This is a genomic window from Curtobacterium sp. MCPF17_051, assembly GCF_003234595.1.
GTDB lineage: Bacteria > Actinomycetota > Actinomycetes > Actinomycetales > Microbacteriaceae > Curtobacterium > Curtobacterium flaccumfaciens.
The window spans coordinates 25886-32656 of record NZ_QKSE01000028.1; the positions used below are offsets into that span (position 1 = coordinate 25886).

Sequence of the window (6771 nt, forward strand, 5' to 3'; positions counted from 1 at the left end):
CGAGGGGCGCCGCCGGCGAGCTGACCCGACCGTCAGCCCTTCAACGCCCCGGACGACAGCCCGGCGACGTAGAACCGTTGCAACCCGACGTACAGCGCGATGCACGGGATCATCGCCACCACCGACCCGGCGACGAGGTTGCCGTACGACACCTGCCCGTACGCCCCGGTCTGCAGGTTGAGCAGCGCGACCGGCAGCGTGTACAGCGAGTCCTTCGTCAGGAACGTCAGGGCTCCGAGGAACTCCGTCCACGACGCCAGGAACGCATAGAGCGCCGCGGTCGCCGCCCCCGGCAGGAGCAGCGGGCGGAGCACCGACACCACGACCCGGAAGCGCGAGGCCCCGTCGACGAAGGCCGAGTCCTCGAGCTCGGTGGGGATCGACTCGAACGCGTTCCGCATCACGAACACCCCGAACGGCAGGTTCACGGTCGTGTAGAACAGCACGAGCCCGAGCAGCGAGTTCGTCAGCCCCATCGCGTTCATCTCGAGGTACAGCGGCGTGAGGATGGCCTGGAACGGCACCATCATCGTCAGCAGCACCAGGCCGAACACGAGCCCGGCGCCCCGGAACCGGAAGCGGGCGAACCCGTAGCCGGCCATCGTCGCGATCACCGCGGTCAGCACCGCCGTGGCGATCGACACGATGAGCGAGTTCACGACGCCGGTGAGCAGGTGCGAGGACGAGGCGAACACGGCGGTGAAGTTCTGCCACCCGAGCTGGAAGAACGTCGCCGGGTCCGGGGCCTGCGTGATGACGGCCTCGGACTGGAACGCCCGCAGGATCGACCAGACGAGCGGGACGCCGAACACGAGGGCCGAACCGATGCCGGCGATCGCGTACAGGGTGCGCTTGACGGTGGTGTCGCGGGGGTGCTGGACGCTGCCCTGCTGGTGGCGCCGACGTCGGCCGTCACCCGTGGTGGTCAGGGCCCTGGTGGACAGGTCCGGCGCCGCGAGGGCCGCACGGGAGGTCGTGGTGCTCATGGCGTCAGTCCTTCTCTCGCAGTGCCCAGAACTGGAACACCGTCACGGCGGCGATCACCACGACGAGGGCGATCGACTGGGCGGTCGCGGCCCCGAGCTGCAGGTTCACGAACCCGCGGTTGTAGATCGCGTTCACGATCGTGGTGGTCTCGGTACCCGGCCCGCCCTGGGTCAGGATGTAGAACTGGTTGAAGGCGAGCAGCGAGCCGATCACCGAGATGATGACGCTCAGCGCGACGGTCGAGCGGATCATCGGGAACGTGATGAGGCGTTCGGTCTGCCACCAGGAGGCCCCCTCGAGCTGCGCCGACTCGTAGACCTCGTCGGGGACGCCCTGCATCGCCGACATGAGCAGCACCATGGTCAGCCCGGACACCGCCCAGACCACGAGCACGCAGATGAGCAGCGTCGCCAGCGGACCGTTCACGAGCCACGCGGTGCTGCCGTCGGTGATCCCGAGCCACCGGAGCACCATGTTGACGGCCCCGGAGTTCGGCTGCGCCTCGAGCACGAGCATGAACGAGAGCGTCGTCAGCCCGACCACGTACGGCAGGAAGAACACCGTCCGCAGCACCGTGCTGCCACGGCGGCGTGCGCGGACGAGCACGGCGAGGAAGTACCCGAGCGCCAGGATCGGCAGGGTCACGATCGCCGTGTACAGCAGCGTGTAGCCGATCGCGTGCACGAACGTCGGGTCCTGGAACAGCGTCAGGTAGTTCTGCAGCCCGATGAACCGGTACGGGCCGATCAGGGGCCAGTTCGTGAACGAGATGTAGAGCGCGAACACGAGCGGGACGAGCACGAAGACGGCGACGAACAGGATCGCCGGGGCGACGAGGACGGCGCCGGTGCGCGGCGGGTGGGTGAGCGAGTTGCGGGTCCGGACGGAGCCGCCACTCCCCGGGCCGCGGCCCACGGTGGGACGGTCCGCGCCGGTCCGGCCGGCGGGGCGCCGGGTGGAGATGGTCGACATGCGTGCACCTCTCTGTGCATCAACAAGAGCGAGACGAGCGAGACGAGCGAGACGAGCGAGACGAGCGGAGCAGGAGCAGGCTCAGGCCTGCACCTGGTCGAGGATCCGCTGGTAGTCGGACTGCGCCGTCCGCATGGCGGCAGCGCTCCCCGACCCGAACACGGCCTCGCGGAACATCGCGAAGTACGGCGACGACGGCTGGTTGTTGAGCAGGTTGTACGCCAGCGTCTGCGGTGCGTAGCCCTTGTCGATGGCGTCGAGCGGCCCGTACGCCAGCGGGAACCGCTTGCGGTACTCCGGGGTGGCGGCGTCGGACCGCGTCGGGAAGTACCCGCCGTCCGGCAGCGCCTGCTGCTGCTGGAGCCCGTTCGCGTACTGCATGAACGCCCACCCGCCGGACGGGTTCGCCGCCCCGTTCGGGATGCACATGTTGTCGCCGCCGTCGAAGAACGACCGCTGGCCGTCCCACGACGGGATGAGCACCGTCTGCATCTTCGCCCGCATCGCCTTCGTGGCCGCGGGCACGGTCGCCCCGTACGAGGTCGGGAAGATCCCCACCTTGCCGGCCCGGAAGTCGGCACCCCACGTGGTGCCGGCGTCGGAGTACGTCGCCTTCGACAGCACCCCGTCCTTCCACAGCTGCCGGTAGAACTCGAGCATCCGTTCGAGGGCCTCGTTGCCGGTGATGTTCGCCCGCTGGGATCCCACCTCGCCGGTCATCATGTCGACCCCGGTCGCCCAGACGTGCGGCTGCGTGACGAAGCCGATGATGCCCGCGGCGTTGCCGGAGATCGACCAGCCGTACACGTCGTCGTCGAGCTTCCGGATGGCCTTCGCCGCGTCGAGCAGCGTGGACAGGTCCTTCGTCGACTCCTCGACGTCGAGGCCCGCACGGTCGAACAGCTCGGTGTTCACGAACAGCTGCGAGTTGTCGGCCAGGTACGGCAGGCCGTAGTAGCGGTCGCGGTACTCGAGCAGGCGCAGGTGCCCCGGTGAGATCGCGTCGAAGTAGTCGAGGCCCTCGACCACGTCGGTCAGGTCGGCGAACGCCTCGCGGAAGATGAACAGCTGCGAGTTGATGTCGTCGATGTCCACGACGTCCGGCGGCTCACCCCCGCGGATCGCGGTCGCCAGCTTGGTCACGTACTGCGCGTCCGGCACCGGCGTCAGCTGGACCTGCAGTTCCGGGTTCGCCTTGTTGAACCCGGCGACGGCCGACGTCAGGCCGGCCTGGGTCGCCGACCGGCACCACACCTGCACGGTGCCGGTCGCGTTCTTCCCGAAGCTCGCGGGCTTCGCGACGACCTTCGGCAGGGTGCCGGAGCACCCGGCCAGGGCGAGGGCGGCCCCGCCGGCGACGCCGCCGACGAGGAACGCACGGCGGTCCACGCCGGTCACCGCGCCAGCGGGAGCCAGACGCGCATCGGCGCGGCTCCCCGGTTGGCCCACGCGTAGTACGGGATCGCGGTCGCGGTGACGTCCTGGAGGCCCGTGGTGGCGCCCTGCGGACCGGCCGCGTCGTCGACGTTGGTCGCGTCTCCGGCGTGATCCGCGCCTCTCCCCACGTGCTCGGCCGCCACGTCGCTCCGCAGGCTCCGCGACGCGTCGGAACCGGCACGCGTGGGCCCAGACCGGGTCGCGTCGAGACGCTGGTACGGCCAGGCCGGCTGCACGTGCTCGGCCGGGGCGTGCCCCGGGATCCGCAGCGTGACGACGCCGTCGAGCAGGTCGTCGCGGCGCTCCTCGGTGATCGGCGCGTCCGCGTCGACCGTCAGGTCGTCGACCGTGAAGCCCTGCTGGTCCGCCTGCTCGACCGCGTACACGAGCGGGCCGCGCTCGATCGCGACCTGCCCGCGGGCGGCGTCGATGCGGGCGTCGGCGACGTAGCGGTGCGGCGTCGTGTCGAAGACGAGCTCGACCGTGTCGCCCGCCGACCACTCGCGGTCGACGACGTGCAGCGTCCCTGCCGTGGGGCTCGCGGAGCCGTCCGGACCGGTGACGGTCGTGGTGTCCGACCAGGCCGGGATCCGCAGGCCCAGGGAGAGCGGGCCGTCCTCGGTGACCGTGACGCGGACGCGGCCGTCGTGCGGGTAGTCGGTCTCGACCCGCACCGGACCGAGGTCGGCGGTGGCGTACTGGTGGACCTGCAGCCCGTTGTCGGTCGCCGTGGCCAGGTAGCCGTCGAGGCTGGCGAAGGTGCGCATGATGTTCGGCGGGCAGCAGGCGCAGTCGAACCAGCCGCGTCGCCCGTGGGCAGGGGAGCGGTTCTCGTCCTGGTGGGCGTGGTCGCGCTGCTGCAGCGGGTTCACGTAGAAGTACTCGGTGCCGGCCAGGCTCACCCCGGCGAGGAACGCGTTGTAGAGCAGTCGCTCGATCGCATCGGCGTAGACAGGCTCGCCGGTCGCGAGCAGCAGGCGCCAGGCCCACTGCACCCCGCCGATGGCCGCGCAGGTCTCGGCGTAGCCGCGGTCGGTGGGCAGCTCGTACGGGTCGCCGAACGCCTCCCAGTCCCAGCGTGCGCCGAGGCCTCCGGTGATGAAGGCCTTCGTCGCCATCATGTCCGCGAACTGGCGCTCGCTCGCGGCGAGGAGCTCGGTGTCACCGGTCTCGATCGCGACGTCCACGGCACCCGCCGCCAGGTACACGGCGCGGACGGCGTGCCCCTCGACGGTCGTGGCCTGCCGGCTCGGCACCCGGTCGGAGAAGTACGTCGGCTCGCCGCCGGCGCGCTCGATGATGCCGTGTCCGCGGGCATCGACGAACCAGTGCGCCAGGTCGAGGTAGTCACGGTTGCCGGTCTCGCGGTACAGCTCGACCAGGCCCATCTCGACGACGGGGTGGCCGTCGACGTCGCGGGTCTTCGGCGTGCCGTCCGGTGCGGTGCCGTCGCCGAACGTGCGGACCAGGTGGTCGGCGTTCTTGATCGCGACGTCGAGCAGCCCGGTGTCGCCCGTCGCACGGTGCTGGGCCACGGCCGCCTGGTACAGGTGCCCGGCGCAGTACATCTCGTGGCTCCACTTGAGGTCCGTGTACCGCTCACCCTTCCCGCGCACCTGCTGCACGGAGTCCAGGTACCCGTCGTCGGCCTGTGCCCGGGCGTACAGGGCCGTGACCTCGCGCTGCAGGTCGAGCAGGTCCTCGGCGGGGGCGCGGCCGTACTCCCACGCCACGGCCTCGAGCCACTTCGTCACGTCGGAGTCCATGAAGATCGGGCCGACGGCCTCGCCCTCCTCGAGCCCGGCGGCGATGCGGAGGTTGCGGAAGTTGCCTGCCGTCTCCAGCTGCTGGTAGCCGCTGCGGACGGCGTCGCGGCCGTTGCGCTCCTGGCGGAGCGCCCAGAAGCCGCCGGTGATCCGGGCGTCGCCGGTCGGCAGCGGCCGGAGCGTGAGGTGCGCGTCGGCGGTCGGGAGGACCGGGGTCGCGGTGTGCGCGCCGCGATCGGTCGCGAGCGTGGTGGTCATGTCGCCTCCTTGCGATGTGACTGGAGCCGTCCGATTGGTTCGAGCCGGCCGGAAAACGGTTTCTGCCGTGGACGTTACGACACGGGGTGCACGCCGCGCAAGGGTGTCCCGGCGGTTTTGTGTAAGGTCATCGGCACGTCCTGATCGTCGGAAAGGTGGTTGCCGTGACGCTCGAACGCACCGGTCAGCCGATCCGGATCACCGACGTGGCGGCGCTCGCCGGGGTGTCGATCGGCACCGCGTCGAAGGCGCTGAACGGCACCGGGCAGCTGCGGGACGCCACCCGGCTGCGGGTGAAGGAAGCCGCCGAGAAGCTCGGGTTCGTCGGCGATGCCCGGGCCCGTGCGCTGTCGTCGGGGCGGACCTACACCGTCGGCATGATCACCACCGACTCGTTCGGCCGGTTCTCGATCCCGGTGCTGCTCGGCGCCGAGGACGCCCTGTCCGCCGGGCGGATGGCCGTCCTGCTGTGCGACACCCGCGACGACCACGTGCGCGAGGCCCACTACCTGCGCTCCCTGGCGGCCCGCGGCGTCGACGGCATCATCGTGACCGGCCGTTCCGCCGACGCCCGACCCCCGATCGACGTGTCGATCCCCGTCGTCTACGCCTTCACGCCCTCGACCGACGACGCCGACGTGTCGATCACCCTCGACGACGCCGCCGGGTCGGCACTCGTCGCCTCGCACGTGCGTTCGCTCGGGCGGCAGCGGGTCGCGATCGTGACGGGGCCGGCCCGACACCGGTCCGCGGCACGACGGGTTGCCGGTGCCTCGTCGGTCCTCGGGTCGCACCTGGTCACCGACCCGCTGTACGGCGAGTGGTCGGAGCGCTGGGGGCGGCAGGCGGTGGACGTGCTCGCTCGGGAGTCGCCCGACGTCGACGCGATCGTCTGTGGCAGCGACCAGATCGCCCGGGGAGTGTGCGACCGGCTGCGGGAGCTCGGGCGTTCGGTGCCCGGAGACGTCGCGGTGACCGGGTTCGACGACTGGGACGTGATGGCGCTCGCCTCGAGGCCGCCGCTGACCACCGTGGACCTGCGGCTCGAGGAGCTCGGACGCGTCGCGGGGCAGGCGCTCCTCGCCCTGATCGACGGCGGGACGGCGGCGTCGGCGGCCGTGACCCCGTCGCTCGTCATCCGCGAGAGCACCGTCGGCGCCTAGGGCGGTCACGACACCCCGTCCACCGTGGTCGAGCGGTCACGACTCGTCGCTCGGCGCACCTCCAGCCGACAGTTCGTGACCGCGCGATGGGGAGGCAACGGGGTGTCCTGACCGTCCCGGGCGCCGCGGTTCGGGGTGTCGCGGGTTCGGGGGTTCGGCGGGTGGTCAGGACTCGCGCGGGTGCGGGG

General features: G+C 71.2%; 5 protein-coding genes. 1 reads left to right on the plus strand and 4 read right to left on the minus strand.

Annotation, left to right across the window (positions count from 1 at the left end; translation table 11 throughout):
* Window positions 1-32: 32 nt before the first annotated feature.
* The 4 genes from DEJ35_RS16510 to DEJ35_RS16525 all read right to left on the minus strand — a co-directional run bounded on the left by DEJ35_RS16510 (window position 33) and on the right by DEJ35_RS16525 (window position 5420).
* Window positions 33-986: a carbohydrate ABC transporter permease gene (locus DEJ35_RS16510; RefSeq protein ID WP_110862580.1), complete on the minus strand. Its 954-nt coding sequence runs from the start codon at window positions 984-986 to the stop codon at window positions 33-35.
* A 4-nt stretch (window positions 987-990) separates the two neighbouring features.
* Window positions 991-1959 carry a carbohydrate ABC transporter permease gene (locus tag DEJ35_RS16515; protein WP_110862579.1) on the minus strand — a complete coding sequence of 323 codons (969 nt, stop codon included), beginning with the start codon at window positions 1957-1959 and terminating at the stop codon, window positions 991-993.
* A gap of 81 nt (window positions 1960-2040) precedes the next feature.
* Window positions 2041-3357: a sugar ABC transporter substrate-binding protein gene (locus DEJ35_RS16520; protein WP_258369987.1), complete on the minus strand. Its 1317-nt coding sequence runs from the start codon at window positions 3355-3357 to the stop codon at window positions 2041-2043.
* Entirely contained in the window at window positions 3354-5420 is a 2067-nt protein-coding gene (locus tag DEJ35_RS16525; protein WP_111193182.1) for a glycoside hydrolase family 127 protein, read from the minus strand. The genes DEJ35_RS16520 and DEJ35_RS16525 overlap by 4 nt, the downstream gene beginning before the upstream one ends.
* A gap of 164 nt (window positions 5421-5584) precedes the next feature.
* Here DEJ35_RS16525 and DEJ35_RS16530 point away from each other — a divergent pair, with 164 nt between their 5' ends.
* Window positions 5585-6583, plus strand: coding sequence for a LacI family DNA-binding transcriptional regulator (locus DEJ35_RS16530; protein WP_110862576.1), 999 nt, complete (start codon window positions 5585-5587; stop codon window positions 6581-6583).
* Window positions 6584-6771: the final 188 nt, after the last annotated feature.